The organism is Pseudomonas sp. GW821-FHT09C08 (assembly GCF_059418125.1).
In genome coordinates this window covers 19,909-46,467 of record NZ_JBWKPG010000010.1, presented here as the reverse complement: position 1 = coordinate 46,467, position 26,559 = coordinate 19,909, and the positions used below count along the sequence as shown (strand labels likewise).

Genomic DNA, 26,559 nt, shown 5'->3' with positions numbered 1-26,559 from the left:
TCAAAGCCCTCGCACCGCCCTGCCCCTACCATGGGCCGCGTCCCTCACGCTCCCCTGGATTCGCCCGTGCTCATGTTTCTACTCAGAATGGTGTTTTTAGCCTGCGCCTTGCTGGCCCTCGCATCACGTCCCGTCAATGCGGCGTTGAAGATCGAGGGCACGCGCCTGATCTATTTCGGCCAGGACCGGGAAGCCACCCTCGGCGTGGTCAACCAGGCGCCGCGTGAAGTAGTGGTGCAGACCTGGATCACCGGCGAGGACGATGCTAGCGGGCGCACCGTGCCGTTCGCCGCCACCGAGCCGCTGGTACAACTGGGCGCCGGCGAGCACCACCGGCTGCGCATCCTGTATGCCGGCGAAGGATTGCCGACCGATCGCGAGTCGCTGCTCTGGCTCAACGTCATGGAAATTCCGCTCAAGCCGCAGGACTCCAACAGCGTGCAGTTTGCAATCCGCCAACGGCTCAAGCTGTTGTATCGCCCGCCCGCGCTCAAGGGGGGATCGAGCGAGGCGGTGCAGCAGTTGGTCTGGGGCCGCAACGACGGGGGCAGCGTGACGGTCAGCAATCCCAGTGCATTTCACCTGTCGCTGGTGGACGTGCAGACCGATAGCCAGGCGCTCAGCGACTACCTGTTGCTCAAGCCCTACGAGCGCAAAACCCTGGACACGCCGAGCCCGCTGGCCGCCGGCACCACCCTCCACTTCACCGAAATCAACGATATCGGCCTGCAGGCGCGCCGTAGCGTGCGGCTCAAATGACCGATCGCGGGGTACTTGCACCTATGTCACCGACCAAACGTTTCCTGTCCCTGCTGCTATGGGCCTGTGCCGTGTTGCCCGCCACCAGCCTCGCGCTGGCCTGCCGCGAGGACGGCACCAACTCGATCATCACCGAGGAGGCGCTGGGCACCGCGCTGGCGGTGGCTGCCGATGCCCCCAACGGCAGCATCATCTGGGAATCCGGCCCGCGCTCGACCAATGTGATCTGCAAGGACGACTACAACCATGGCCGCGAGGAAGTGTATTTCTACGTCAACCCGGCCAACGTGAGCATCGGCACCGGTATCCGCGTGGGCATCCGTTACAACAACCAGCCAATTACCCAAAGCAGCGGCAAAGTCGGCACCGGGTTCTATTCCGACCGTGGCTGCAACCTGGCCAACTGCGTGGGCTGGGACAAGGCGCGCTTCACCCTCAACTTCAGCGTGTTCATCGAAAAATACGACCCTACCCCACCGAGTGGCCAGGCCAGTACCCTGACCTCTTACCGGGTGTTCCAGCTGGACGGCGTACGCGGTCTAAACTCGCGGCCCAACAGCAACTTCAACTATGTGGTCACCGGCATGAACGGCATCCGCTTCGTGCCCTGCACGCCCGAGCTGACCATCACTCCCAGCGTGGTCAACTTCCCGACACCGTCGCGCAAAGCCTCGATCGGCGAAGTCGCCAGCAGCGCCAACTTCAGCCTGAACCTGCGCAAGGGCTGCGACACGCCCTACACCGTCAGTGCGCGCTTCGCGACCACCGCGGGCGGCGGCAGTGTGAGCAATGGCTTGCTGGTGCCGGACAACAACAATTCGGTGGGCATTTCGTTGTCGCGCGCCGAGAGCCAGCAGCAACTGCCGTTCAACGCGTGGTTCACCCTGCAGGAACTGATGGGGCTGGGACAGAGCCACGATGAATTTCGCGCCGACCTGAAATGGCGCACCCTGCCGCTCCCCGGCGCCTTCGACGCCGCCGTGGTGGTAGACATGTATTACAAGTAGGCGAATTTTAAGGATCGTCTTATGCCCTTGGCGCACGCGGGTCTCTACAGTGCGCCGATGCGATTGAAAAGTTACCTGCTGCAGATCAACCCCGTCCTCTCCCGACCCGAAGCAGCCAGAAGGCTGCTGCGTATTTTTGCGACCGTGCTGCTTATCGGCATCTTCAGCGGGGTGTATACCTTTCTGCTGTCGACCTTCAACAACGACATCTCCCAACGCCGCGGCTACATGAGCAGCGCCATCGCCGAAGCCCACACTTTTTTCACCAACCGCGAGGCCTTACTCGAAAGCCTCAGCCTCTCGGCAGTGCGCAAGCAGGCGCGGCTCTACCCCTCCTCCGAAGAAGAACAACACCTGCAACTGGGTGACACGCCGGGCAACCAGTGGAGCATCTGGCTGACCGCGCGGATGCGCGACTACCTCAAGGCCAAGCAGGTCAACCTGCTCTATGTGAACACCGGCCCCGAGCCGCAGGTGACGCGCCTGTACGACTCGACCACGCAAGTGCTGCCGATTTCCAAGTGCCTGCTCAATCGCCTCAAGGCCTTGCAACGCAGCGACCCGTCGACGCTCAAAGAGCTGTGGCTCAGCGACAAGACCGAGCACCACTCGCACCTCTACCTCTTCATCCGCCTGGACGAGCGCGACCCTCGCTCCGGCTGGCTGGGCCTGGAGATGGAAAGCCGCGAGGTGTCCCAGACCCTCAGCGACCAGAGCGCCGGCGAGTTCATGATGCTCAATTCCCAGGGCATGCTGGTGTTCACCAACAGCGACGATGCGCAGTGGAGCCAGCAACGCCTCAAGCCCCAGGAAGAGAGTTTTTTCGGCTTTGTCGGCAACGGCTGGCTGCCCGATCACCTGGTGATTCGCAAGCACCTGAAGTCTTCGGACTGGCAACTGATGTACTCCATCGACCTGCACGCCGTGGTCTCCGGGCTGTGGAAGCAGCTGCTCGGTTCGCTGCTGTTCTGCCTGCTCAGCGTGACGCTGATCTGGCTGGTGATGCGCCGTGTCGACCAGCGTTTCATCATCCCCTCGATCCACCGTATCCAGGCGCTGATCGAAAGCGAGGCGTTCGGCCGCGATGTGATCCAGACCGCGCCCGTCGCCCTCTGCGTGCTGCGCCGCACCGACGGCCAGGTGGTGCTGGAAAACACCCTGGCCCAGCAATGGCTGGGCCATGGCCCGGAGCGTGAGGCATTGCGCGCAGGCTGGATCGAGCAGGCGTTTGCCGATGACGCCCACGAACACTGCGATTACTTTGAAACCATCGACGGCCGCCACCTGTACCTGAGCAGCGCCCCCACCCGTTATCGCGGCGAAGACGTGTTGTTTTGTGCATTCAGCGATATCAGTGCGCGCAAGCAGGTCGAAGCGGCGCTGGAGGAAGCCCGCCAGTCAGCCGATGCCGCCAACGCTGCCAAGACCCTGTTCCTGGCGACCATGAGCCATGAAATCCGCACGCCGCTGTATGGCGTGCTCGGCACCCTCGAACTGCTGGCCCGCACGCAACTGGACGCCCAGCAGAAGGACTACCTGCACGCCATCGAAGGGTCGTCCTCGACCCTGCTGCAGTTGATCTGCGACGTGCTCGATGTGTCGAAGATCGAGGCCGGGCAACTGGCCCTGGAGTTGAGTGAGTTCTCGCCACTGGAGCTGGTGCACGAAATCATCCAGGGCTACGCCGCAGCCGCGCAGGGCAAGGGCCTGCAACTGTATGCCTGCTTCGACCCGAAGTTGCCGGAGCGGCTGATCGGTGACGTGACGCGCATCCGCCAGATTCTCAACAACCTGCTCAACAACGCGGTGAAGTTCACCGACTACGGGCGCGTGGTGTTGCGGGTCAAGGTGCTGGGGCGCGACGGCGAGCGCTCGAGCCTGCTGTGGCAGGTGTCGGACACCGGCAAAGGCATCGCCCAGGAAGACCAGGCGATGATTTTCGAACCGTTCTACCAGAGCGAAGGCAACACCAACGTCGTCGCCGGCACGGGCCTGGGGCTGCCCATCTGCCAGCGCCTCACGGAGTTGATGAACGGCAATATCCGCATGGTCAGCGAAATGGGCCTGGGCAGCAGTTTCAGCCTGATCCTGCCGCTGGAAGAAGCGCCCACCCCGCCGATGACCCCGCTGCTGGCCGAGACCATCTACGTGGTCGCGCCGATCCCCGAGCTGGCGCACTCCATCAGCGGCTGGCTGCGCCGCTGGGGCGCCAGGGCGCAGACCGGCCTGCCGACGCTGGCGGACAGTCATCTGCTGCTGCAAGTGCATCCGGGCAGCATCGACCCGTCGCTGGCGCCCGAGTGGCCGGGCCCGGTGATCCACGTGAGCAGCAACGCCTGCACCGCCGTGGAAGCCGACGCCGGCGCGTGGCACGTCAACCTCAATCACCTGGCGGCGATTCACCAGGCCGTCAGCCAGGCGCAAGGGCTGTGGGTGGCCCGTAGCGACGAGCAAATACGCCAGCGTGACTTGAGCAAACTCAACCTGCATCTGCTGGTGGCCGAGGACAACATCATCAACCAGCTGATATTGCGCGACCAACTCGAAGAACTCGGCTGCACCGTGGAGCTGGCGGCCGATGGCCAGGAAGCGTTGCAGCTGTACACCGCCGGCAACTTCGATGTGGTGTTGACGGACGTGAACATGCCCCACATCAACGGTTATGAACTGGCGCGCGAATTGCGCCGCCAGGGTTGCCCGTTGCCGATCATCGGGGCCACCGCCAACGCCATGCGCGGCGAGGCCGACCTGTGCCTGGCCGCCGGCATGAACCATTGCCTGGTCAAACCCTTTGCGTTGCGGGCTCTATTCAACTCCCTGGCGCCTTATGCACGGAACACCCATGAAGCCCCTTAGTATTCTGATAGTCGAGGACCACCCCCTGCAGCACATCTACCTGCAGCACCTGCTCAGTGAGTTGGGGGATTTCAGGCTCGAAACCGCCGAGGACGGCAAAGAAGCGCTGGAGCGATTGCGCCAGCGCGATTTCGACCTGGTACTCACCGACCTGCTGATGCCCGGCATGGACGGCGTGCAGTTTATCCAGTGCCTGGCCAGCCTGCGCTGCAAGCCGGCGCTGGCGATCATGAGCGCGGCGTCGCGGCGCATGTTGATGGCGGCCAGCCTGGTGGCGAAAAACCTCGATGTGGAGGTGATCGGGCTGATCTCCAAACCGGTCGCCGCCGACGCCTTGCGCAGCCTGGTGGACCAGTTGCGCAACCGAGTACGCACGCCCTCCCCCGAACTGCCCGAGCACCTGGACATCGACCGCCACACGCTGGTCCAGGCCATGAGCGCGGGCCAGTTCCAGGCCTGGTTCCAACCGAAAAAATCCCTCGCCAACGGGCGTATCGTCGCCGCCGAGGCCTTGGTGCGCTGGATGCACCCCGAGCAAGGCGTGATGCTGCCCGCCGCGTTCCTGCCGGCGATCAAGGCCTTCGAGCTGGAGGAACGGCTGTTGTGGCTGGTGCTCAAGCAGGCAATCTACGCCCAGGAGCAGTGGCGCCAGCGCGGCTATGAAATCCCGGTGTCGATCAACCTGCCCACCCACCTGCTCAACAGCCACGACCTGGCCGACCGTTTGCTGGAATTCGTGCTGCACCACGACGGTATCCCGGGGATGATCTGCTTCGAGTTGATGGAATGCTCGGTGCCACAGGACATCAGCAACTTCTACGCCGGCGCCTGCCGCTTGCGCATCAAAGGCTTCGGCCTGTCCCAGGATGACTTCGGCAAGGGCTACAGCTCCTACCTCAACCTGGTGTCCACGCCGTTTACCGAACTCAAGATCGACCAGGCGCTGGTCCAGGGCAGCCATGACAACGAAGGCATCGCCCAGGCCTTGGCGAGCATCATTGCGCTGGGCCGCAAACTCGGCCTGACCGTGGTCGCCGAAGGCGTGGAGACGCCCCAGCAACTGGCGTTGCTGCGCAAGATCGACTGCAACCAGGTGCAGGGTTTCCTGATCTCCCACGCGGTGTCTTCGGATCAATTTCAACAACTTCTGAACAATGATGGCCCTGCGACATCTCACTAGCAGCCGGCCCTGGATTATTTGCTCTTTAATAAGGAGTAAGCTCCCTCCAGTGCCGATTTATCCTGCGCCTGCGGAACCCCCTGATGAAGCACAACAACGCGATACTCGAAGCCTTCACCCGCAGCTCCCTGCGCCTGAACAAAGGCCTGATGGTGCTGATTGGCATCGCGTTGTTGCTGATACTGACCAACTACTGGTCGCTGCAACGCGGGGTCGAGACCCGCTACGGCGCGACGCGCTTTCATTTCGCGCGGCTGATGGAAAACCTGACGGAGCAGGAGTCGTACCTCAGGAGCCTGACGCACCCCGGCATCCAGGCCGAACTGCTGCGCGCGACCAACGTGCAGGTGAGCCTGAAAAGCCGCATGGTCGACAACCACCGCACGCTGTACGAAGGCCAGAAGTACTCGTTTTCGGTGCCCTTCAGCGTCAAGTTCGATGAGCAGCAGGTCGGTCCCGCCGCGCGGCCGCAGATTTTCGCCCTCGGCGCGCACCTGACCAGCTACTACAGCGCCTTCTGGTCTTCGTCGCCGTACGAGGCGCCGCAAACCTTTCTATTCAATCGCCACACCCACTACACCATCACGGTGCCGTCGGTGGGCTACCAGCGTCGAGAGAACACCGAGGAAACCGGCAACCTGGTGGCGCTGGTCAACGCCGTGCAGCAAACCCTGGAAAACACCCCGCAGCCGCTCGAGCAAAACCGCGTGTATTGGCAGGCCGGCCCCGCGCCCGGACACTTGCTGGCCTATATCGGACTGCCGCTGGACGGCCAGGAACAGGCGGTGGTCGGCACCTTGCTCGACCTCGCGCGGGTCGACGATGTGCAGCGCGCGCTGGACCGCTCGGCCTTTGATCGCCTGACCCTGATCGCGCCCGACGGCACCCGGCTGGCAGGACCGGACGTCGGGCAGCTCAGCGATGGCGTGCATTTCAATGCCAATGGCTTTGAATTCAAGATGACCCAGCCAGGCGACCAGCCGTGGAGCGCGGTGTATGGCCTGAACTACTCGCACTTCTTCCACTCCGCGCTGTGGCCGCTGAGCAGCCTGGCGCTGTTCTTCGTCGGCCTGGTGACCCTGGGCTGGGGCGGCAGCCGCTGGTACCGGCGCCAGGTGATCAACCCGGCGCGCCTGGCCCACGAGCGCATTGCCGAAAGCGTGGCCTTCAGCCGAGTGATCATCGACACCGCGCCCACCGGCTTGTGCGTGGTGCGGCGCAGCGACGGCAAAGTCCTCATCGAGAACCAGCGCGCCCAGCAATGGCCCGGCACCGCGCGCCTGGTCACCGCCATGGCCGGCACGCATGACAGCGCCGAGAGCGGCGAGACGCACCTGGAGATCGAAGGCCGGCACCTGCAGATCGGCTTTGTGTCGACCCGTTATCAGGCCGAAGACGTGCGCCTCTACGCCTTCAACGACATCACCCGCCACATCGACGACGCCCAGGCACTCGAAGATGCACGCCGCGCCGCGGATGCCGCCAACGAGGCCAAGACATTATTCCTGGCGACCATGAGCCATGAAATCCGCACGCCGCTGTATGGCGTGCTCGGCACCCTCGAACTGCTCGGGCTGACCGACCTCGACCCGCACCAGCAAACCTACCTGCACACCATCCAGCGCTCGTCCGGCACGCTGTTCCAGTTGATCAGCGATGTGCTGGACGTGTCGAAAATCGAGTCCGGGCAAATGGCGATAGAGGCCGTGGATTTCTGCCCGCTGGACATGCTCGAAGACACCCTGCACACCTACGCCGCGTCCGCCCAGCGCAAGGGCTTGCAGCTCTACAGTTGCATCGATGCGCAATTGCCCGATTGCGTAATGGGCGACCCGATGCGTATTCGCCAGATTCTCAACAACCTGGTGAGCAACGCCATCAAGTTCACCGACATCGGGCGCGTGGTGATTCGCGCCAGGGTCACTGCGCGCGACGCCGGCAACGTCGACCTGGAATGGCAGGTCACCGACTCTGGCGTCGGTATCCCCGAGGCCCAGCAGGCCAAGCTGTTCGATCTGTTCTACCAGGCACCGGACACCGCCAGCGAAGGCGGGGCCGGGCTGGGGCTGCCGATTTGCCGGTGGCTGGCGCAGATGATGGACGGTGAGATCCGCGTAGTCAGCGAGCCGGGCCTGGGTAGCAGCTTTACCCTGAAATTGCGCCTGCCACTGTGTGGCGGTGCGCTGACCCAACTGCCGTTGATCGAGCCCAGCCCGACGCCAGTCTATGTGCAGGCGCCGGTGCGCGAACTGGCGCAGTCGATGAGTGACTGGCTCAATCGCCTGGGCATCGCGGCGGCGCTGGCGGCGACCACCCAGGAGCAGGACAGCCGCCATGCAGTGCTCGTCGACCTGCTGCCCGGCGACCCCGCCCAACCCTGGGCCGGCCAACGCGTGCGCTGCCTGCCAGGCGCTCACAGCCCGCCACTGCACACCGAGCAGGGCTGGGTCGTCGACCTGCACGACGTGCGCGCCATCGCTGCCACCGTGTCGCTGGCGCAGCACGGCAAGCACGAGCAACCCCCAGCGGCCCGGCCGCACAGTGCCGGGCAACTGGGGCTGCGCATCCTGGTGGCCGAGGACAACCCGGTCAACCAGGCGATCATCAAGGAACAGCTGGAGGCGCTCGGTTGCTCGGTGACCCTGGCGGCCAACGGCGAGCAGGCGTTGCAGCTGTGGCTGCCGCAGGCCTTCGACCTGGTGCTCACCGACGTGAATATGCCGTTGATGAATGGTTATGAACTCGCCCGCGCCCTGCGCGAGCATGATCCGCAGTTGCCGATTATCGGCGTGACCGCCAACGCGATGCGCGAGGAAGGCGTGCGCTGCCTGGCGGTGGGCATGAACGCCTGGATCGTCAAGCCGTTGAGCCTGCAGACCCTGCGCGGCCAGTTGATCAGACTGTGCAAGGTCAAGCCGCTGGTCAAGCCGCCGGTCGAGCCCGACCTCGTGCCCTGCGACGACAGCGTGCAGTTGTCGGACACCATGCGCCCGTTGTTCATCAACAGCGTAGAGCAGGACCTGCAACGCATCGGCGCGGCGCTCGAACGCCGCGATGCGCGTGCCCTCGGCCAACTGCTGCATTCGGCCGCCGGCGCATTGGGTGCCGTGCAGGCCCTCGACCTGGCCCAGGCCTGTATCGAACTGGAAGACCAACTTAACCGCGGCAGCCTCGACACTGCCCTTGCGCTCAAGGTGAAGGCGGTGATGCAGCGCCTGTCGGCCGTCCTGGACACGCTTCGGCCCGGGCACCCTTCACTCACCTGAACTGGCACTACGGACGGCCCTTTATGAAAAAATTCAACGTGGTAATCGCGGACGATCACCCGATCGTATTGCTGGGCGTTCGCGAGCTGGTGGAGCGCGATACCCGCTTCCAAGTGGTCGGCGAGGCCGTGTGTTCAGCCGGGCTGATCGCGCTGTTGCAGCGCCAGGGCGTCGACATTGTGATCACCGACTACAACATGCCGGGCGACTCGCCCTACGGCGATGGCCTGAAACTGGTGGAGTACCTCAAGCGGCATTTCCCGCAGGTGCAGATCCTGATCCTGACGATGATTTCCAACCAGCTGATTCTCACGCGCCTGCAGGAGTTGGGCGTGGTCGGCATCATCCAGAAAAGCCAGTTGCACACCGAGATCCAACTGGCGCTCAAGGCGATTGCCCAGAAGAGCGCCTATCGCAGTCTGGAACCGCCGAAGACATCAGTGATCGAGACGCTCACGGACTTCGACGAGCGCTTCACCAGCCTGTCGCCCAAGGAGTTCGAGATCCTGCGTTTGTTTATCTCGGGCATGAGCGTGAGTGATATTGCGCGCAGCCAGAATCGAAGTTCCAAGACCATCAGTGCGCAAAAGATATCGGCCATGCGCAAACTTGAAGTGAGCAGCGACCAGGACCTGCTCGCTTATTGCCTGGCGCGTAATATCTTCAACTGACCTGCCCCTCCAGCAAGCCATTCAAGGCAATGGCTTCGCCCCGCCCCCGCCCCTGACCGCTCTAGAACGCAGCTCTCCCGCCTGCTCCAGGGTTTATAAGAATCGTCTTATGTCGTCCAAACCTTGGACTTTCTATTCTTGCCCCGCAGTTCAACAACCGCACTTTCCAACTCACACTAACGGACATCATCATGAAGAAGTTTTCCCTGGCTGTTATCGCCTCGGCCCTGGTTGCGGCCTCCGGCAGCGCATTTGCCGATGAAACGGCACCGACGCCGACCCTGGGCGGCAGCGGCAAAATTACCTTCACTGGCGTGATCAACAATGACGCGTGCTCGGTGGACGGCGCCAACTCCGACCGCACCATCTCCGTGGACATGGGCAACGTCTCGATCAAGGACATGGGCACCGCCGAAAACCCAACCGCAGGTCGCGTGACCGCCAAAGACTTCAACCTGAACGTCAACTGCAACCAGGGCACCAAAGTCGCGATGATCTTTGACGCCAACAACGGCGGTTCGGGCCTGGTCACCGGCAAGAAAGTCCTGGCCCTGAACCCGGGTTCGGCCACCGCGCAAAACGTCGGCATCGCCCTGCTCGACAGCAAAGGCAGCCTGATCGACCTCAGCTCGCCGAGCACCGCACGCATTGAAAGCACCATGCACGGTCAGGGCACTGAAGGCGGCGACGCCACCATGAGCTTCGCAGCCGCCTACGTCACCACCGGTGCCGCCGGTGCCTCCACCGCCGGTCGCGGTGACGCGACCCTGCCGTTCATCCTGCAATACGAGTAACTCGGCGCGCCTGAGCACCGAACGCGCGAGGCCCTGCGGCCTCGCCATTTATTTTTGATGACACCGGACACCCTCATGCAGCCTCGTATTATCACCGCGAGCCTGGTGCTGCTGGGCATGCTTATGGCTACCCAGGCCACCGCCAGCATTTCACTCAACGCCACGCGTATCGTGTTCGATGGCAGCCACAAGGAAGCCAATATCACCGTGCGCAACGGCAACCAGGACGTGTTGATTCAGTCCTGGGTCGACATGAACGACGCCAGTGGCAGCCGTGCACCGTTTGCCGTCACCCCGCCCCTGGCACGGGTGTTTGCCAAGGAGCAGCAACTGCTGCGCATCCTCTATCAAGGCGCCGGCATGCCGACCGACCGCGAGTCGGTGGTGTGGCTCAATGTGCAGGAAATCCCCAAGGCCAGTGAGGCCGAGAACACGTTGCAGTTGGCCATCCGCCAACGCATCAAGATCTTCTACCGCCCTGCCGGCTTGCCCGGCAATGCGTTGCAAGCCCCGGCGCAGCTGGAGTGGCGCCTGGCCAAACAGGGCACGCAAACCCTGCTGCTGGTGAAGAACCCGACGCTGTACCACGTGTCGATGGCCGACATCAAAGTGCAGGCGCAACTGGCCAGCGACTCCACCATGATTGCGCCCGGCGAGGCAAAACAGTTCCCGCTCGGCGCGACGCCCGCCAGCGGCCCGGTGCAGTTGTCGTTTTCCAGCATCAATGACTACGGCGCGCAAAACCACTACACCGCGCCCCTGTCCATCGGCGCTGCGGCAGCCGCGTACGCGACTGAATCGCGCCTCAAACCCTAAGCACTTCGTCTAACCCACAGGCTCACTTCGCGTGCGTGTTTGCGTGCCCGGCTGTTCGCCAACCAGGGATGTCACAGGTCTTCGCATGTCTTTTATTTCCAGCAACAGGCCCGTACGTGGCGCACTGAAGTTGAAGACGCTGTCGCTCGCGATTGCCGCCAGCCTGCCCGCCTGGGCACTGGCCGACGAGCCTGCGGAAACCTTCAACACCACCTTCCTGCAAGGCGCGCAGTCCGCCGTCGACCTGCAGCAATTGCTGTCGGCTAACAGCGTGTTGCCGGGTACTTACCGCGTCGACCTGTACAGCAACGAAGTGCTGGTGGGTCGCCGTGACATCGACTTCAAGCGCAACCCCGGGAACGGTCGCGTCGAAGCCTGCCTGACCCTCGACCTGCTCAAGCAACTGGGCATCGACATGGCCCGCTTGCAGGCCCAGGGCAAGCTGGATCCGCAGCACCCGCAGGACTGCTACGCCCTCGCCGACATGATCGAGGAGGCCAGCGTGCGCTACGACAGCAGTCGCCTGCGCCTGCTGGCGAGCATTCCGCAGGTGGCCATGCAGCGCGGTTTGCGCGGGTATGTCGACCCGCAGTTGTGGGACGACGGCGTGCCTGCCGCGTTCATCAACTACCAGCTCAACAGCAACCGCAGCGCTGGCGACGCCGACACCCGCATCAACAACAACCTCGGCCTGCGCAACGGCATCAACCTGGGTGCCTGGCGCCTGCGCAACGAGTCGAACATGAATGGCGGCACCGGGCGCTCGAACACGTTCACCAGCAATCGCACCTACCTGCAGCATGACGTCACGCCGATCAAGGGCCAGTTCAGCGCCGGTGAGATTTTCTCCGACGCCGACCTGTTTGACAGCGTGCGCTATCGCGGCTTGAAACTGGCCTCGGATGACGGCATGCGCGCAGACAGCGAGCGCGGTTATGCGCCGGTGATTCGGGGCGTGGCGCAGACCAACGCGACCGTCGAAATCCGCCAGAACGACTACATCCTCTACACCGCCAACGTCGCACCGGGGCCGTTCGAAATCAACGACATCTACCCCAGCGGCTCCAACGGTGACCTGGAAATCACCGTGATCGAGTCCGACGGCAGCCGCCGCGTGACGATGCAGGCGTTCTCCAGCCTGCCGATCATGGTGCGTGAGGGGCAAATCAAATACAGCCTCTCGGCGGGTACCTTCAAGAGCAATGCCGACGGTTTGGCGACGCCGCGTTTTATCAGCAGCACCCTGGCGTACGGCTTGACCAGCAACCTCAGCGGCATCGTCGGCGTGCAAGCCAGCGAGGACTACAGCGCGCTGTCGATCGGCGCCGGCAAGAACACCGCGCTGGGCGCGTTTTCCCTGGATGCCACGCATTCATCCAGCAAGGCCCGTGGGCAAACCACCCAGGGCAGCAGCGTGCGCGCGCTGTATGCCAAGACGTTTGCCGGCACCGACACCAACTTCACCCTGGCCGCCTACCGCTACTCCACCGAGGGCTACCGCACCCTCACCGACCACGTCGAAGACATGAGCGAAGACGTGCGCGTGCGCACCGGCCATTCGAAAACCCGCACCGACATGACCATCAACCAGAGCCTGGGCCGCAACAATGCGTTCGGCAGCCTGTATGTGAACGCCAGTGACCAGCGCTACTGGAATCGCGGTGGGTCGCAGAGCTTTTCGGCCGGCTACACCAGCAACTGGGGTGACCTGAGCTACAACCTCGGTGTGACGCGCACCAAGCAAATCGTGACCTGGGGCGCGCCGAGCAGCGACACGCAATTGAACCTGTCCATCTCGTTCCCGCTGGGCAGCCAGGCGCGCGCACCGCGGGCGTTTGTCACCACCAGCCGCCAGCACGGCGACACCACCACCCAGGCGGGTATCAATGGCTACGTCGCCGACACCAGCGACACCTTTTATTCGGTGCAAGCGGGCCACAGCGACACCAGCGGCAGTTCCGGTTCGGTGAACCTCAACAGCCGCACCTCCATGGCAGACGTGAGCCTCGGCTACAGCCAGGGCCAGGGCTACAACTCGCAGAACCTCAACATCGCCGGCTCAGTGGTGGCCCATGCAGGCGGCATCAACCTGGGTCAAACCGTCAGCGAAACTTTCGCGCTGGCTGAAGTACCGGGCATCTCCGGGGCGAAGATCAGCAGCTACAGCGGCGTGGAGACCGGCTACAACGGCTATGCGGTGATCCCGACCGCGCAACCTTACCGGGTTAACTGGATCAGCCTGGACACCCGCGACCTGGGCGGCAATGTGGAAGTCACCAACGCCACCCAACAACTGGTGCCGCGCCGAGGCGCCGTGGTCGTCGCGCATTACAGCGGCACCACCGGACGGCGGGTGCTGTTCGAGTTGTTTGATGCACAGCACAAACCGCTGTCGTTCGGCGCTTCACTGGAAGATGGCAACGGCAAGCAACTGGCAATTGCCGACCCGAATGGGAATGCGCTGGCGTTGGTCGAACAGGATCAAGGTACGTTAGTGATCAAGTGGGGCGACCAGCAATGCAATGCCCACTATGCGCTGGCACCACAGAACAAGGCGCTGAACTATGAGCGCCAGGCGCTGGTGTGCGCGCCTTGAAGCTGGGGTAGAAGGCCAACAGGTGGAATTGAGGTAGGGCCCAGGCACCCGGATGTGTGGAGATCAAATGTGGGAGCTGGCTTGCCTGCGAAAGCGGTGGGTCAGGCAGCGAATGCATCAACTGACAGGCCGCCTTCGCGGGCAAGCCCGCTCCCACAGGGGATTGGGGTGGGGCCTGAGACCCCGGGTGTATGAAGATCAAAGGTGGGAGCTGCAGTTATTGGCTCATCTGCTCCAACGTGTAGCGCAATGAAGCCGCCAACATCGGCCCGTGCCCCAGGCCCGGGAATGCCTGGTAGCGCACGGTGAGCCCCTCGACACTTTGCAGCGAGGCCAACAGGCGCTTGACCGCGCCATCATCCTGCGGCTTGGCGGCCCTGGTCGGGCTGGCCGGTTCTGCATCACCGCGCATCAGCAGCAAGGTTGGTCGCTTTGCGTGCAGGCGCTGCGCGAGTCCGTCGGTATGAATCACGCCATTGTTCCACCACAGCGACGGGCTCGCCGCGGCGTAGTCGTCAAACGCCTGCGGACGCGTCGTCAAGGCATGCAGCACCAACAACCCACCATAGGAATGCCCCCACAGCAATTGCCGCCTGGGTTGTATCTCCAGGCGCTGGTTGACCAGCGGCCGGATCTGCTCCGTCAGCAAATCCAGGAACTGATCGGCGCCTCCGCTGGGCACATCCGTCAAGGGATCACGTTGCGCGCCCTCGCCCACTCTCGGGGTGTAGTCGAACGTCCGCGCATTGCGCTCGATACGCAGCGGCGTCGCATACCCCACCGCCACCAGTACCGGCGGCGCCGGGCGATGGGACAGGTGGTTGAGCAGTTCGGTATCCAGCGCCGCCATCGCCGCATTGCCATCGAGCAGATAGGCCACGGGGCTGGCCGCGCTGACCTTGAGCGGGCGCCCCAGCCACACCCGGTAGTGCCGCGCGCCGTCAGTCGAGTCCAGCTCCAGCGTGCTGAACTGGTAGTCGCTGGCCTCGCGCAATACCGGTGCATCCATCAGTTGGTCGGGTGCCGGCTGGGCACAGGCACATTGCACAAAAAACAACGCCAACCAGCATGCGCGCCCCATCAGAACGACGCCGTCAGGCTGGTGTACAAGGTGCGCCCGGACTGGTTGTAGGTCGCGGCGCCGGCGCCTTCGATGTTGTTCACGCCCTGGGCATTGCCCTCGCGCCACAGGCGTTTGTCGAACACGTTGTCCACGCCGGCGGTGAGGCTGAGGTTTTTTGTCAGGGCGTAGGTACCGCTCACCCCGGCAATCGCATACGGCGAGAGTTGGTTGTTGCTGGTGCCGGTCACGCGGTTGCCGTGGTAGTCGTATTTCTTCGGAGTCTGCTTGCCGTACCAGGCCACGCTCGCCTGCAGGGACAGGTCCTGGGTGGCCTGCCAATCGAGCATCGAATTGAGGGTGTACTTGGGCGTGACCGAGAGCACATCACCGGTCTGTTTGTTTTTCGATTGGAGCATGTAGGTGAAGTTGTTGGTCCAGTTGACCTGCTCGCCCAGCGGCAGCGCAACGGTACCTTCCAGGCCTTCGACCAGCGCCTTGGGCACGTTCTCCCACTTGAAGATGCTCGCGCGAGCGGTGCTGCCGGTGCCGCCGGACGCGGTGCCGACCGGGGTCAGGCCGGACTCGATCTTGTTTTTGTAGTCATTGCGAAAATACGTCAGGCCGGCGACCACACCGTCATTGCGGTACTCCAGGCCCAGTTCCTTGTTGACGCTGGTTTCCGCGTCGAGGTCGGCATTGCCTTGCAGGTAGCAACTGGTGGTCTGGCCATAGCAACCCTGGCCGTTGCTGTACAGCAGATAGTTGGGGTTGAGCTGGTAGAGGTTCGGCGCCTTGTACGAACGGGCGATGCCGGCCTTCAAGGTCAACGTGTCGGTGAGTACCTGGGACAGGTTGAGCGACGGGCTCCAGTTGTCGCCGACGACGTTGTGGTGGTCCAGGCGCAGGCCCGGGGTCAGGCGGGTGCCGGGGCGCAGCTCGATGTTGTCTTCGGCGAACAGCGAAAAGATGCGCGACGCCGACGAGTCACTGCGAGAGGTGCTCGACAAGCCAGGCACGCTGCCGCCAGCCGTGGTGGTTTGCAGGTTGGCATTCGGGTCGCCGAGCTTCTGTTCGACCCACTCGCTGCCGAGCGTCAGCACCTGGTCGACACCTGCGTGCAGCGGCAGGTTGACTTCACCGTGGGCGGTCAGGTCGCGCAGTTCGTTGGTGCTGAAACTGTTGGCGGAGAAGATCCCTTCCAGGCCACCGGCCAGGCCTTCATTGAGACGGCGGTTGCGAGTCTTTTCATACTGCACGTAGGCCAGGGTGCTGCCGAAATCCCATTCGCCGCGATGGGTCACGGCGTAGGTTTCACGGTAGAGAATATTGGTTTCATGCCCCAGCATGTTCTTCACGGTGGCGTTGCTGTTGGTGTTCTGGGTATCGCCGGTATAGATATTGCCCTGGCGGCTGAAACCGGCCTCCAGGTCGAGGGTTTGCTCGGGAGTAAAGTTCCAGCTGAGCAGGCCGTTGACGTCTTTGTTGCGCACCCCCTCGCGCCCCGCCGGCAGCGTGCCGACCTGGTTGCCGGTGCGCAGGGATTCATGCCCGCTGTTGATGTCGGCATCGTCGGCGTTGGTCTTGGCCACGTTGCCGTACACGCGGTAGCTGAGCGTGTCGGTGAGCGGGCCATTGAGGCCGAAGTTCATGCGCTCGGTCTCACCTTCGGCCGAGTGTTGGGCGAAGTTGTGGTAGATCGTTGCCGAGCCGTGCGTTTGCGTGCCCGGCTGCTTGGTGATGATATTCACCACGCCACCCGCCGCGCCGTTGCCATAACGCGCTGCCGCGGGGCCGCGAATGACTTCGATGCGCTCGACCTGATCGGCCGGTACCCAGTTGCTGTCGCCGCGGCTGTCACGCTCGCCACGCCAGCCATAGCGCACCGAATTGCGGCTGCCGACCGGCTTGCCGTCCACCAGGATCAGGGTGTTTTCCGGGCCCATGCCGCGAATGTCGATCTGGCGGTTGTTGCCGCGCTGGCCGCTGCTGGAGTTGCCGGTGAGGTTGACGCCGGGCATGGTGCGGATGATGTCCGACAGGTCGTTGGCCGGTGGGCGTTTCTTGATGTCTTCAGCGGTGATGATCGACACACCGGGCATCTGCTTGATCTCTTCCTGAGCGGTGCCCAATACGGTCTGGGTCGGCAGCTCCATCTGCGCAGGGGTTTCGGCCTCGGCGGCGAAACTGCTGACGGGCAACAGGCTGCAAATACTCACGGCAAGCAGGGACAAGCGGAACATGCGGGGATCTCCAAGCGCAGCCCGACCGATAGCGGTGGGCCATCAAAGATCGCAGATGATAATCAGATGCAATTGCGAGTAAAGAACATTAACTTTCTAAACATTTGCCGTGGGCAGGCGCAGATTCATGCGCAATCCCGAGGCACCCTGGGTCGCCCACAACTCGCCGCCCTGCAGTTCGATGGCACGCCGCGCGATGCTCAATCCCAGGCCAAAACCCGTGCCCACCGTGCCGTCCAGCCGCAGGTACGCTTCAAAGATGCGCTGCAGATCGCCCTCGGCAACGCCTGGCCCCTGGTCTTCGATCACCAGCCACCAGCGGTCGCCTTGCCGCTGGCCGCTCAGGCGAATCACGCCGTTGGGCGGTGAGTGGCGGATGGCGTTGCGCAGGATATTTTCCACGGCCTGGGCAAAGCTGTTGAGGTGTACGTGCACCTGGCACGTACTGTCCAGCTCGCACACCAGCGCTTCGAGCGGCCAGCCGGTTTCGAAATGCGCGTCCTGCACCAGCGCTTCCCAGACGGAGGCCACCACCACCGCTTCGGCTTCCAGGCGAGGTTTTTCGGTGTCGAGCCAGGCCAGGTTGAGGGAGTCGTCCACCAGCCGGCGCATCTCCTCCACTTCCCGCGACAGGCGTTGCTGCAACTGCTCGGGCGGCAGGCCGCTGTCACTGGCGATTTTCAAACGTGCCAGTGGCGTGCGGATTTCATGCGACAAGGTGCGCAGCAATTGCCGCTGCTGATTGAGGCTCTGGCGCAGGCGCTCGGCCATGTGTTCATAGGCCCGGGCCAGTTCGCCGAGTTCATCCGGACGGCGCGTCACGCTGCTGCTGGCCAGCGGTGCGAGGTCGCCGGCACTCAACGCGTTGGCGCGTTCGCGCAGTTCATTCAACGGCTGCACCAGATGGCGGTACAACACCAGCCCCAGTGCCAGCGCCAACAACGCCGGCACCAGGCCGTGGGTGAACACATGGGTCCACGGCGTGAGCCCCGGCGGCAACAGCCGTTCGGGCAATTGCATCACCAACCGCCCACGCTCGGGGTGCTCCGGGAAGGCCATGCTCACGTACGGCAATTCGTCTTCGAGGCGCTTGCTCATTGGCCAACTGAGCTTGCGCATGAACGTCAGATGGCTGACCTGTTCGGCGCTCAACGGCGTGGTGCCCAGGCTTTGCAGGTAGTCATCCAGCACCGCCACCCAGGTGTGTTCGCGCTGCTGCAATGCCAGGCGCCAGCGCTCTACCGCCGCGGGGTCGCCAGTGGCCGCCACGTGCTCGGCCTCGGCCGCATAGGCAGCCAGGGCGATGCGGTCGGACGTCTCCAGGAAGTAGGTGTTGCGCTCCACCCGCAAGCCCCAACTCCACACCAGCCAGACCAGCAGCAAACAGGCACACACTTGCAGCAGCGCCATTTTCCACAGCAAGGGATGACGACGTTGCATCAGGCGCCGTCGCACAACAGCACATAACCCTGATGGCGCACCGCGTCGATGCGGATGCCCTGTACCTCGATGGCAGCCAGCTTGCGCCGCAGGTTGCACACATGTACATCGAGGCCACGATCCAGGCGGGTGTATGGCCGGTGCAGCACATGCTGGTAGAGGAAGGCCTTGGTCAGTGCCTCGCCTGTGTGCTCATGCAGCGTGCACAACAGGCGGAATTCCGAGGAGGTCAGGCCGGCGGCGCGGCCGTTGAAGCTGACGTCCCGCGCCTGCGCGTCGAACGCCAGGGCGGAATGCCGCGAAGGCATCGACGGCGCCCGCGTGCCGCAATCGATCGCCACGCGCCGCAGCAACGCGTCGATGCGCACATCCAGTTCGGCCAGGCTGAAGGGCTTGGGCAGGTAGTCATCGGCGCCTTGGCTGAAGCCGGTGATGCGATCCTGCTCGGCGCCCAGGGCCGACATCAGGATCACCGGCGTACCGCGCTCCTGGCGCAGCCGCGCCAGGATATTCAAGCCACTTTCACTCGGCAGCATGATGTCCAGCAGGATCAATTCCACCGGTGCCTGCAGCGCCAGGTCCAGGCCCTGGCCACCGCAATGGGCGCTGTTCAAGGCAAAGCCGCGCCGGCTGAGATGGTTGCTCAGGTGCGTGCACAGCTCGACGTCATCCTCGATGATCAGGATGCGCGGGCTGGGGGATAAAGATGGGGCCAGATGATAAGTATTCACAATTACGTCAGTTTCGCATTCGACGAAACATTTCGCAATGTTCACTCACCCCGACACTGTCCCTCAGCCTGCAATTGACGCCCCTGCGCTTGCGCCCGGCCCACCAGGCGCAGCAGGTTGCCGCTCCAGATGTTGCCGATATCCGCCTCGCTGTACCCGGCCTGCAGCAACGCTTCGGTGATCTTCGGCAACTGGCTGACATCCTCCAGCCCCTGTTGTCACGCTGGGGATTGGGCGGCTGCGCGATCAGGTAGAGCTGTATGGGATCAATGAAGAGAAGGTGTAGGGCGACGTATTGGCGCAACTGAACATCGGCCTGCAAGTGCGCTCGGGGTTGATCGCCAGCCTGTTCAGCCTGGCCAGCGGCGAGATCGCCGTGGTCGACGCCCTTGCGGTTTCCGGCAATCTGCTGCCCCTGGTGATCAGGCCTTTCGACAGCCCGGCGGCGGTGAACATCTCGGTGATCCACAACAGCTTCAAGCCACTGTCCCCCCAGGCGCTGCTGTTTCGCGACATGGTCATGCAGCACCTGCAAGGGGTGTCTGCCAGTTATCAGTGATGTGGGGGGGGCAAATCCGTTGTTTGGGTAACGGCTGATATGGGTTCCGCCTTTGCGGCGGGTCACTTTTGGAAGGACCGGAAGGCCGGCCCAGCCAAAAGTGACCAAAAGGCTCTTGCCCCACCACTCGGTGCCTAAGATCAAGATCACAAGCCAAATCAAGAGCCAGAGCCAGGGCAGACCACTGTCTATCTGACAAATGGAGATCCAAATGTGGGAGCGGGCTTGCTCGCGAATGCAGTGTGTCAGTCAACAAGTTCATTGGCTGATCCACCGCATTCGCGAGCAAGCCCGCTCCCACATTTTTGACCGTGTCCGGCTTCCTTCCCTAGGCGAGGTGCCGAGTGTTGGGGCGAGAGCCCCTTTGGTCAGGCCGGCATTCTGGGCTCTTTTCCAAAAGTGACCCGCCGTAAGAGCGGAACCATCAGCAGCCGTTACCCAAAAACGGATATGCCCCCAAAAGGCCCACCCAGTTATATCCATAGCAATAAACGATATTGGTATATACCAGATTGCTCCCTTATAAATCGCCCCCATCACAGGACGTTGGGCTGGAGTAACACGCGATGGTGTCGGTAAAGGTAATGCTGGAGTACTTTCATCCCTGGCCGAATTCGGCGGGGTTGTACCTGGCACGGGAACGCGGCTGGTATGAAGAACTGGGCCTGGATGTAGAGCTGGTGGTGCACGACCCCTACCGTGGCGACACCCTGGAGCACCTGCTCACCGGTGCCGCGGATTTTGGCGTGTTCCCCAGCAACCGCCTGCTGGTGCGCCGTGGCCTCGGCCAGACGCTGCAAGGCATCGCGGCGATCAACCATGCGGGGCTGGAGTCGATCCAGACCCTCACCGACTCCGGCATCCGTCGCCCCCGCGACCTGGTGGGCAAGCGCCTGGCCCTCAACCCGACCCCGCGCGGCCTGGCCATGGTGCGTCACCTGGTCAGCCGCGATGGCGGCGATCCCGATGGCGTGATCCTGGTGGACAGCGGCGTGCGCGAGCTGCGCCCCGAGCAGTTGGCCGAGGGCGTCGCCGATGCCAGCTTCGGCGGCTACTGGGCCTGGGAAGCGCTGATGCACAGCCCTATCGAAGACGCGCGCCGGGTGGTGCTGCCGGTCGACGAGATCGGCGCGCCGGCGTATCACAGCTACCTGCTCGGCGCCCACGAGCGCACCCTGGCAGACCGGCCCGAGGTGGTGCGCGATTTCCTCGCAGCCACTGCCCGCGGTTATCTGGCGGTGGCACAGGAGCCGTCGATTGCTCTCGCCGCCTACGAGCACACCACGCCGTATTTTCCGGCGGAATTGCTCAGCGCATCGCTGCATAAAATCGCCCCGACCTGGCTGCATCAAGGCCGCTGGGGCGAACAACGCCAGGCGCTGCTCGCCCCCTACGCCGAATGGCTGCACGCGCATGCGGTGCTCGACAATCCGCAGGTGTGGGAAGGGGCAACCAGCAACGCCTACTTGCCCGAGGTGCGCGCATGAATCCGCAACGCACCGCCCACGGCCTGGGGCTGGAGCCCGTCGCGGCCGACTGGCCGGCCCTGCACGAAACCGATATCGAACAGCTGCTGCACGACTACCCGCAACTGGGCCCGCTGCAGAGCCTGCACTGGCACAGCCCGCGACCGTTTTCCGCCGCCGGCCTGATCACCACTGGCGAGGCGACGGTGTTCGTCAAACGTCATCACCAGCACGTGCGCCAAGCCGCGTGGCTGGAGGAAGAACACCGCCTGATCGCCCACCTGCATCGCCAGGGCGCGCCAGTGGCGGCAGTGGTGCCAAACCGGCACGGGGCGACGGCAACCGCGCAGGGCGTGTGGACGTATGAAGTGCACCACTTCGCCGAGGGCCTGGACCTGTACCGCGACGCGCTGTCGTGGTCGCCGTTTCAAAACACCCGGCACGCCTTCGCCGCAGGCCAGGCATTGGCCCGTCTGCACCTGGCCGCCGAAGCCTATGACGCCCCTCAACGCCAGACCCAGGTGCTGCTGGCCAACGCACGGTTGATAGAACAATCAAACCCGCTGGAAGGCATCAGCAGCCCCTACCTCGCCGACAAGGAGTGGCGCACTCAACTCGGCGAGTTGCTGTTGCCGTGGCACGCAGAACTGCATCCGCTGTTGCCTGAGCAACCGCCACTGTGGACCCACAACGACTGGCACGCCTCCAACCTGCTGTGGAACGCCGACGGCAGCGTTTCCAGCGTGCTGGATTTCGGCCTGGCCGACCGCACTTTCGCCCTCTTCGACCTCGCCACTGCCATCGAACGCAACGCCGTGCCCTGGCTGGACCTTGATACGGGTGGCGTAGCGCGCGCCGATCTCGACAGCGTGGATGCCCTGCTCGCCGGGTATCACCAAGTACGCCCATTGAGCACCCGCGACCTGCTCACCCTCAGCGCCCTGTTGCCGCTGGTGCACGTGGATTTCGCCCTGTCCGAGGTGGCGTATTACCAGGACGTGGTGGGCTCCACCGCCAGCGCCGATATCGCCTATTACGCCTACCTGCTCGGTCATCTGCGCTGGTTCGCCGGTGCCGAGGGGCAACGGTTGCTTGGCCATATCCGGCGTAAAAGCGTATGAGCATGCTGGTCGATACTCAGTGGCTGCACGCGCATCGGGCTGATCCCACGCTGGTGATACTGGATGCCACGGTGGTATTGCCGTCGCCTTCGTTCGATGGCGATTACCGCGTCCAAAGCGGCGAAGACGGCTGGTTGCAGGCGCATATTCCAGGCGCTCGACATGCAGATCTAGTGACTGACTTGGCCGACACCCGCGCCAGTTTCAGCTTCGCCCTGCCAACGCCTGAAGCGCTGGTAAACAGTTTGGCCAAGCTCGGTGCTGGCCAAGGGAAAACCCTGGTTATCTACGACCGTGCCGATGGTTTCTGGGCCGCTCGCCTGTGGTGGATGCTGCGCGGCGCAGGCATCGACGCCCAGGTACTCGATGGCGGGTTCAACGCCTGGCGTACCGCCGGTTTGCCGGAACATAACGGCCCAGCCGAGCCGGTCATGCCGGTGCAACCCTGGGCAATCAACCCGCGTGCCGGGCTGTGGATCGACCGCCGCGGCGTCGAAGCCATCGTCGCCGGGCAAGCACCCGGCGTGTTGATCTGTGCCCTTGGCGCGGCGCTGTTCGAAGGCACCGCGCCCACCCGCTACGCCCGACGCGGGCACATCCCCGGCAGCCAAAACCTGCCGGCGCGCGAGTTGTTCGACGCCCACGGCCGCTACCTGCCCAAGGATGCCCTGGCCCTGGCCATCGGCCCCACGCTGCTGCACAGCGAAGGCCCATTGGTGCTGTATTGCGGCGGCGGCATCTCGGCCGCCGCCAACGCCCTGGCCCTGACCCTGCTGGGTCGCCAGGACATCGCCCTCTACGACGGTTCCCTGCAGGAATGGGCTGCCGACGCACGTTTACCAATGACTACCGGAGCAGCTCCGGCCTGACGCCACTTTCGGCGAACTCGGCTTTTTCATTTCGTACTGGCAACCCGTTCGTTGCGCAGCGCTGGGCAGCCTTTTGCCCGATAAAAGCGTACGGCAGCGGCGGTCCGGCCCTTGGAGCGCTCCTTACATGGCTACACCTTATCGCCACACCCTGCTCGCCTTGAGCATCACCCTCGCCGCAACTGCGGCGCATGCCCAGGAGGCGACCCTGGACACCGTCACCGTGGTCGGCCAGGAGGCCAGCGATTACCAGGCCAAAAAAGCCGCCGTGGCCGGCTTTGACAACGCGCCGTTGCTGGACACCCCGGCCTCGGTCGCGGTGATCACCGAAGCGCGCCTGAAAGACCAGCAGGCACGCCTGCTCAGCGAGGTGTTGAAGAATGACGCGTCGGTAGGCGACAGCTACGCCCCGGTCGGCTACTACGAGAATTTCGTGGTGCGCGGCTTCGCCCTGAACCCGGCAAGCAGCTACAAGATCAACGGCCGCACCATCACCGGCGAGCAGAACGTGGCGCTGGAAAACAAACAGCAAGTGGAAGTGCTCAAGGGCCTGGCCGGCCTGCAGAGCGGCGTGTCCGAACCCGGCGGGCTGGTCAACTACGTGAGCAAGCGCCCGGAGAATGTGCGCTCGGTGACGGTGTCCACCAACGAGCAGGGCGAGCGCTACCTGGCCACCGATATCGGCGGCTGGCTCGGCACCGAGCAACAGGTGGGCGTGCGCATCAACCTGGCCCACGAAGATATCCGCTCCTATGTCGAGCACGCCGACGGCAAGCGCGATTTCGCCTCCCTGGCGCTGGACTGGAACATCAGCCCCAACGCCTTGCTGCAACTCAACGCCGAGTACCAGAAACGCGAGCAGCGCTCGGTGCCGGGTTATCAATTGCTCGGCGGCACCGAGGTGCCGCACCATGTGTCGCCCAAGGACCTGCTGGCGTACCAGAGCTGGTCGAACCCGGTGGGCATCCAGTCGCTGAACCTCGACGGGCTGTTTGAATACCGCTTCAACGAAGCCTGGAAAGCCAGCTTCAGCGCGTCGCGCAGCCGCGTGGTGATCGACGACTACAGCACCTTCGCCTGGGGCTGCTACGGCGCCGCCAGTTGCGCGAACAGCGCCGTGCCGAACCACTTCAGCGCCGAGGGCGACTACGACATCTCCGACTACCGCAGCCCCGACGACACCCGCAGCAACGAGGAAGCCCAGGCGGCCCTCAACGGCCAGTTCGACACCGGCTTTCTCAAGCACGACCTGACCTTCGGCACCACCGCCTTCCGCCGCCTGGTGGACCGGCGCAAGTCGGTCAACGAGTACATTGGCGAGGGCAATATCTACCAGCCGTCACCGGTACTGGAACCCTACGACGGCCCGTTGGGGCACACCTACCGACGCCTCGACAGCCGCCAGTACGGCCTGTTCGCCAGCGATCGCATCAGCTTCAACGAACAATGGCAAACCCTCCTCGGCGGGCGCCAGGTCCGCCTCGACGAAGAGACCTACAACCAGGCCGGCGCCACCACGCGTCATACCCAGCGCAGCGTGTTCCTGCCCCAAGTGGCGCTGATCTACAAACCGCGTCCGGACACCTCGCTGTACGCCAGCTACAGCAAAGGCCTGTCGCTGGGTGGCGAGGCCGCGTGGTTCAGCAGCAACGCCGACGAGGTATTGCCGCCGACCACCTCGCGCCAGCTGGAGGTCGGGATCAAGCGTGACTTCCAGCGCCTGAGCCTGACCGCTGCGCTGTTCCAGATCACCCAGGACCTGCAATACAACCGCCCCAACGACGACGGCAGCATCACCTTCGTGCAGCAAGGCAAGCAGAAGAACGTGGGGATCGAACTGTCGGCCAACGGCCGCGTGACTTCCGACCTGCAAGTGTCGGCCAGCATCGCGGCGATCCGCGCCGAAGTCGACGGCAGCGGCACCGAAGACTACGACGGCCACCAGGCGATCAACGTGCCCAAGCTGCGTGCCAGCCTGCACGGTGACTACAACATCCAGGCGGTACCGGGCCTGGCCCTGCTCGGCGGGGTGCAATACAGCGCGAGCAAATACGCCAACCGCGAGGCCACGGTGAAAGTCGACGACTATGCGGTGTTCGATGTGGGCGGTCGCTACACCACCAAAGTCGGCGATTACGCTACTGTGCTGCGCCTGACCGTCGACAACCTGTTCGACAAACGCTACTGGCGGGACGTGGGTGAATCCGCAGGCGACGGCTACCTGTTCCTGGGGGCGCCGCGTACCGCACGGCTGTCCGCCACCGTCAATTTCTGAGGCTGAGTGTTTATGCGTAATCTGATGTTTGCCAGTGTCTGCCTGCTCTCCACCGCCCTGGTCGGCTGCCAGCAGCAACCGCCCGCCAACGACCAACTGGACGCGGTGCTGTGGACCCAGACCTCCATCGAACACGAGCTGATTTATCGCCAGGTATTCGCCAGCGCCACGCGTCAGCTGGACGCCGCGCTGGCCGATCCGACCTGGGACGCCCTGCCCTTGCCCCCGCGCAACCTCGCCGGGCTGCCACCGGCAGTGGTAGTGGATATCGATGAAACCGTGCTCGACAACGTGCCGCTCAACGCGCGGGACATCATCAACAACCAGGTGTATTCCTATGACCGCTGGAACACCTGGGTCGACCAGGCCAAGGCCCAGGCGCTGCCCGGCGCCGTAGCGTTCCTGCAAGCGGCCGATAAAAAAGGCATCACCGTCTACTACATCACCAACCGTGAACACAGCCAGGTCCAGGCCACGGTCGACAACCTGCGCCTGCGCGGTTTCCCGGTGCAGCGCAACGAACAGGTACTGGCCGCCAGCACCCCGACCGGCCACTGCGAACAGGCCGGCTATGGCAAAAACTGCCGCCGCCAGTGGGTGGCCGCGCATGCCCGTGTGCTGATGCTCGCCGGCGACTCGCTGGGCGATTTCGTGCAGGCCAAGCACAACACCCTGGCCGACCAGCGCAAGGCAGCCGAACCGTACCTGGCCTGGCTCGGCCAACGCTGGTTCCTGCTGCCCAACCCTACGTATGGCAACTGGTACAGCGCGCCCTATGGCGATCAGGAAAAACTGCCCTTTGAACGCAAGCGCCAGCTCAAGCAACAGGCGCTGCCTCTAGAAAACTAGC

Annotated in this window: 20 protein-coding genes; 15 read left to right on the top strand and 5 right to left on the bottom strand. The window is 63.7% G+C overall.

The genetic code is table 11. The annotated features are described in order from the left end of the window. Positions 1–72: 72 nt before the first annotated feature. The 9 genes from AC07OJ_RS26760 (at position 73) to AC07OJ_RS26720 (ending at position 13,945) form a co-directional block, all read left to right on the top strand. A complete protein-coding gene (locus AC07OJ_RS26760; protein WP_495095515.1) occupies positions 73–759 on the top strand; it encodes a fimbrial biogenesis chaperone in 687 nt (228 codons plus the stop codon). Positions 760–782: 23 nt separating this feature from the next. Beyond that, a complete protein-coding gene (locus AC07OJ_RS26755; RefSeq protein WP_495095514.1) occupies positions 783–1,766 on the top strand; it encodes a fimbrial protein in 984 nt (327 codons plus the stop codon). 57 nt (positions 1,767–1,823) lie between these two features. Then, positions 1,824–4,622, top strand: a complete 2,799-nt coding sequence (locus AC07OJ_RS26750; protein ID WP_495095555.1) for an ATP-binding protein — start codon at positions 1,824–1,826, stop codon at positions 4,620–4,622. Next, a complete protein-coding gene (gene pvrR, locus AC07OJ_RS26745; RefSeq protein ID WP_065904201.1) occupies positions 4,609–5,802 on the top strand; it encodes a response regulator cyclic di-GMP phosphodiesterase PvrR in 1,194 nt (397 codons plus the stop codon). Before AC07OJ_RS26750 ends, pvrR begins: the two co-directional genes overlap by 14 nt. 83 nt (positions 5,803–5,885) lie before the next feature. Then, positions 5,886–9,068 carry a hybrid sensor histidine kinase/response regulator gene (locus AC07OJ_RS26740; protein WP_495095513.1) on the top strand — a complete coding sequence of 1,061 codons (3,183 nt, stop codon included), beginning with the start codon at positions 5,886–5,888 and terminating at the stop codon, positions 9,066–9,068. Between the two features lie 23 nt (positions 9,069–9,091). Further along, positions 9,092–9,739 carry a response regulator gene (locus tag AC07OJ_RS26735; RefSeq protein ID WP_065904208.1) on the top strand — a complete coding sequence of 216 codons (648 nt, stop codon included), beginning with the start codon at positions 9,092–9,094 and terminating at the stop codon, positions 9,737–9,739. A gap of 191 nt (positions 9,740–9,930) precedes the next feature. Next, on the top strand, positions 9,931–10,533 hold the full coding sequence (locus AC07OJ_RS26730) for a fimbrial protein (protein ID WP_065904210.1): 603 nt from the start codon (positions 9,931–9,933) through the stop codon (positions 10,531–10,533). A gap of 75 nt (positions 10,534–10,608) precedes the next feature. Beyond that, on the top strand, positions 10,609–11,349 hold the full coding sequence (locus tag AC07OJ_RS26725; protein WP_106803268.1) for a fimbrial biogenesis chaperone: 741 nt from the start codon (positions 10,609–10,611) through the stop codon (positions 11,347–11,349). Between the two features lie 85 nt (positions 11,350–11,434). Continuing rightward, positions 11,435–13,945, top strand: coding sequence for a fimbria/pilus outer membrane usher protein (locus AC07OJ_RS26720; protein ID WP_495095512.1), 2,511 nt, complete (start codon positions 11,435–11,437; stop codon positions 13,943–13,945). A gap of 217 nt (positions 13,946–14,162) precedes the next feature. Here AC07OJ_RS26720 and AC07OJ_RS26715 read toward each other — a convergent pair whose 3' ends face one another. The 5 genes from AC07OJ_RS26715 to AC07OJ_RS26695 form a co-directional block, all read right to left on the bottom strand. Then, positions 14,163–15,026 (bottom strand): alpha/beta hydrolase, encoded by an 864-nt coding sequence (locus tag AC07OJ_RS26715; protein WP_201145383.1) that lies wholly within the window; start codon positions 15,024–15,026, stop codon positions 14,163–14,165. After that, positions 15,026–17,248, bottom strand: a complete 2,223-nt coding sequence (locus AC07OJ_RS26710; protein ID WP_262133308.1) for a TonB-dependent siderophore receptor — start codon at positions 17,246–17,248, stop codon at positions 15,026–15,028. Before AC07OJ_RS26710 ends, AC07OJ_RS26715 begins: the two co-directional genes overlap by 1 nt. Positions 17,249–17,344: 96 nt before the next feature. Next, a complete protein-coding gene (locus AC07OJ_RS26705) occupies positions 17,345–18,688 on the bottom strand; it encodes a HAMP domain-containing sensor histidine kinase (protein WP_495095511.1) in 1,344 nt (447 codons plus the stop codon). Then, positions 18,688–19,419, bottom strand: a complete 732-nt coding sequence (locus AC07OJ_RS26700; protein ID WP_495095510.1) for a response regulator transcription factor — start codon at positions 19,417–19,419, stop codon at positions 18,688–18,690. Before AC07OJ_RS26700 ends, AC07OJ_RS26705 begins: the two co-directional genes overlap by 1 nt. A 41-nt stretch (positions 19,420–19,460) precedes the next feature. Continuing rightward, a complete protein-coding gene (locus AC07OJ_RS26695; protein WP_495095554.1) occupies positions 19,461–19,628 on the bottom strand; it encodes a membrane dipeptidase in 168 nt (55 codons plus the stop codon). An 86-nt stretch (positions 19,629–19,714) separates the two neighbouring features. Between AC07OJ_RS26695 and AC07OJ_RS26690 the strand changes: the two genes are divergently transcribed. From AC07OJ_RS26690 to AC07OJ_RS26665, 6 genes are all read left to right on the top strand, one after another. Continuing rightward, positions 19,715–19,978 (top strand): hypothetical protein, encoded by a 264-nt coding sequence (locus AC07OJ_RS26690; protein WP_495095509.1) that lies wholly within the window; start codon positions 19,715–19,717, stop codon positions 19,976–19,978. A gap of 566 nt (positions 19,979–20,544) precedes the next feature. After that, positions 20,545–21,465: an ABC transporter substrate-binding protein gene (locus AC07OJ_RS26685; RefSeq protein WP_495095508.1), complete on the top strand. Its 921-nt coding sequence runs from the start codon at positions 20,545–20,547 to the stop codon at positions 21,463–21,465. Beyond that, on the top strand, positions 21,462–22,565 hold the full coding sequence (locus AC07OJ_RS26680; protein WP_495095507.1) for a phosphotransferase enzyme family protein: 1,104 nt from the start codon (positions 21,462–21,464) through the stop codon (positions 22,563–22,565). Before AC07OJ_RS26685 ends, AC07OJ_RS26680 begins: the two co-directional genes overlap by 4 nt. A 2-nt stretch (positions 22,566–22,567) precedes the next feature. Next, entirely contained in the window at positions 22,568–23,434 is an 867-nt protein-coding gene (locus AC07OJ_RS26675) for a sulfurtransferase (RefSeq protein WP_495095506.1), read from the top strand. Between the two features lie 127 nt (positions 23,435–23,561). Further along, complete coding sequence (locus AC07OJ_RS26670; RefSeq protein ID WP_495095505.1) at positions 23,562–25,709, top strand: TonB-dependent siderophore receptor; 2,148 nt, start codon at positions 23,562–23,564, stop codon at positions 25,707–25,709. Positions 25,710–25,721: 12 nt separating this feature from the next. Beyond that, positions 25,722–26,558: a 5'-nucleotidase, lipoprotein e(P4) family gene (locus tag AC07OJ_RS26665; RefSeq protein WP_495095504.1), complete on the top strand. Its 837-nt coding sequence runs from the start codon at positions 25,722–25,724 to the stop codon at positions 26,556–26,558. Position 26,559: the final 1 nt, after the last annotated feature.

Excerpts from the sequence above, each read along its gene's own strand:
- AC07OJ_RS26760 (WP_495095515.1), top strand. The coding sequence starts at position 73 with ATGTTTCTACTCAGAATGGTGTTTTTAGCCTGCGCCTTGCTGGCCCTC.
- AC07OJ_RS26755 (WP_495095514.1), top strand. The coding sequence starts at position 783 with ATGTCACCGACCAAACGTTTCCTGTCCCTGCTGCTATGGGCCTGTGCC.
- AC07OJ_RS26750 (WP_495095555.1), top strand. The coding sequence starts at position 1,824 with ATGCGATTGAAAAGTTACCTGCTGCAGATCAACCCCGTCCTCTCCCGA.
- pvrR (WP_065904201.1), top strand. The coding sequence starts at position 4,609 with ATGAAGCCCCTTAGTATTCTGATAGTCGAGGACCACCCCCTGCAGCAC.
- AC07OJ_RS26740 (WP_495095513.1), top strand. The coding sequence starts at position 5,886 with ATGAAGCACAACAACGCGATACTCGAAGCCTTCACCCGCAGCTCCCTG.
- AC07OJ_RS26735 (WP_065904208.1), top strand. The coding sequence starts at position 9,092 with ATGAAAAAATTCAACGTGGTAATCGCGGACGATCACCCGATCGTATTG.
- AC07OJ_RS26730 (WP_065904210.1), top strand. The coding sequence starts at position 9,931 with ATGAAGAAGTTTTCCCTGGCTGTTATCGCCTCGGCCCTGGTTGCGGCC.
- AC07OJ_RS26725 (WP_106803268.1), top strand. The coding sequence starts at position 10,609 with ATGCAGCCTCGTATTATCACCGCGAGCCTGGTGCTGCTGGGCATGCTT.
- AC07OJ_RS26720 (WP_495095512.1), top strand. The coding sequence starts at position 11,435 with ATGTCTTTTATTTCCAGCAACAGGCCCGTACGTGGCGCACTGAAGTTG.
- AC07OJ_RS26715 (WP_201145383.1), bottom strand. The coding sequence starts at position 15,026 with ATGGGGCGCGCATGCTGGTTGGCGTTGTTTTTTGTGCAATGTGCCTGT.
- AC07OJ_RS26710 (WP_262133308.1), bottom strand. The coding sequence starts at position 17,248 with ATGTTCCGCTTGTCCCTGCTTGCCGTGAGTATTTGCAGCCTGTTGCCC.
- AC07OJ_RS26705 (WP_495095511.1), bottom strand. The coding sequence starts at position 18,688 with ATGCAACGTCGTCATCCCTTGCTGTGGAAAATGGCGCTGCTGCAAGTG.
- AC07OJ_RS26685 (WP_495095508.1), top strand. The coding sequence starts at position 20,545 with ATGGTGTCGGTAAAGGTAATGCTGGAGTACTTTCATCCCTGGCCGAAT.
- AC07OJ_RS26680 (WP_495095507.1), top strand. The coding sequence starts at position 21,462 with ATGAATCCGCAACGCACCGCCCACGGCCTGGGGCTGGAGCCCGTCGCG.
- AC07OJ_RS26675 (WP_495095506.1), top strand. The coding sequence starts at position 22,568 with ATGCTGGTCGATACTCAGTGGCTGCACGCGCATCGGGCTGATCCCACG.
- AC07OJ_RS26670 (WP_495095505.1), top strand. The coding sequence starts at position 23,562 with ATGGCTACACCTTATCGCCACACCCTGCTCGCCTTGAGCATCACCCTC.
- AC07OJ_RS26665 (WP_495095504.1), top strand. The coding sequence starts at position 25,722 with ATGCGTAATCTGATGTTTGCCAGTGTCTGCCTGCTCTCCACCGCCCTG.